1 protein-coding gene is annotated in these 1,679 nt (G+C 34.7%); it reads left to right on the plus strand.

Annotation, left to right across the window (positions count from 1 at the left end; genetic code table 11):
• The first annotated feature begins 367 nt into the window (after positions 1-367).
• Positions 368-1,099, plus strand: coding sequence for a response regulator transcription factor RpaB (rpaB, locus tag F6K22_RS40300; protein WP_293110714.1), 732 nt, complete (start codon positions 368-370; stop codon positions 1,097-1,099).
• The last annotated feature ends 580 nt before the right edge of the window (positions 1,100-1,679 follow it).

The following is a 1,679-nucleotide window of genomic DNA, read 5'->3' on the forward strand; positions in this document are numbered from 1 at the left end:
TACCAGAAGATTTATTAGATTCAGATGGTTGAGCAGCCCTGCCAATATCAGTCAGACCTAGCTTTTGCAGAGTAGTAGTAGTTGATTGTTCTATTATTTCCTCTATTGAACCTCAGCTTTCACAGTTTCTACATTGGCCGTAGGATTGGGCGTACTCCTGCCCACATTCTCTACATACATATTTTGTTTTCTGTTTTGGCATTTCTTAAAATAAGTTAATATTCACCAGCAAATATCAAAAATCCTAAAGTTTAACTAATTCTAAGTTGAGGATGTAGTAAACAATGGTAATTTCTGTTGTTATTTTGATGATAGAGTTAAAAAAATTAATATAATTACAAAGCTTAGTTAAGGAGATTTAGGAAAATTGGAAAGTCATAAAGAAAAAATTTTAGTTGTTGATGATGAAGCAAGTATCCGTCGCATTTTAGAAACTAGACTATCAATGATTGGCTATGATGTTGTTACAGCTGCTGATGGGGAAGAAGCTTTGGAAACTTTTCACAAGACAGAGCCAGATTTAGTAGTATTAGATGTGATGATGCCAAAATTAGATGGTTATGGTGTTTGTCAAGAGTTGCGGAAAGAGTCAGATATTCCCATAATTATGCTAACTGCTTTGGGAGATGTTGCAGATAGAATCACAGGTTTAGAGTTAGGTGCTGATGATTATGTAGTGAAGCCTTTTTCTCCAAAAGAATTAGAAGCAAGAATTCGTTCTGTATTACGTCGGGTGGATAAAAACGGGGCTAATGGTATTCCCAGTTCTGGTGTTATTCAAGTCAGTAGTATTAGAATAGATACTAATAAGCGTCAGGTTTATAAAGGTGATGAAAGGATTAGACTTACTGGTATGGAATTTAGTTTGTTGGAGTTATTAGTAAGTCGTTCTGGAGAGCCTTTTTCTCGTTCTGAAATTTTGCAGGAAGTTTGGGGTTATACTCCAGAGCGTCATGTGGATACGCGAGTAGTTGATGTTCATATTTCTCGGCTGAGGGCTAAATTGGAAGAAGATCCAAGTAATCCAGAATTGATTTTAACTGCACGAGGTACTGGTTATTTATTCCAACGCATTACTGAACCTGGTGAGGTTGGTTAAAATAACAGTTAAATTCATTGCATTCAAAAGTTAGCTAATTATTAGTAATTAGAGATTTAGCTCTTCAGTATCTAAAATTTATCTTAATGTCGGTAGAAGACCCGCAGAAAAATGCCTGTTGCCGACATGAAAGCTGTTCTATGGGAATGGCTACCAGCAAAAAAACCAAAGTGATATATATAGCAATTTTCATGCAACAAAGCCGAACAGATTTATAACTAATAGCACACTAAATATAATTTTATCTTAAAAGTTTGAGAGCTTGAAAACCATGTCGCTTTAGCGCATGGATGAAAAGCAAACGTGCGACTTTAGTTCCCGTGAAAATATCTGATATCACAAGACATTTTTTAAGTTGATTATGCTATGATGTATGGCATAAATATCAAAAGGTAGGTCGATCCAAAATGATAATTTACGAGTTCAAAGTCAAAGCTAAACCTGAGCAATATTAAGCAATAGATGAGGCTATTAGGACATCTCAGTTTATTCAAAATAAATGTTTAAGATATTGGATGGACAATAAAGGTGTAAGTAAATACGGCCTAAATAAATATTGCAAAGTATTAGCTCAAGAGTT

It is taken from the genome of Okeania sp. SIO2F4 (assembly GCF_010672385.1).
Classification (GTDB): Bacteria; Cyanobacteriota; Cyanobacteriia; order Cyanobacteriales; family Microcoleaceae; genus Trichodesmium.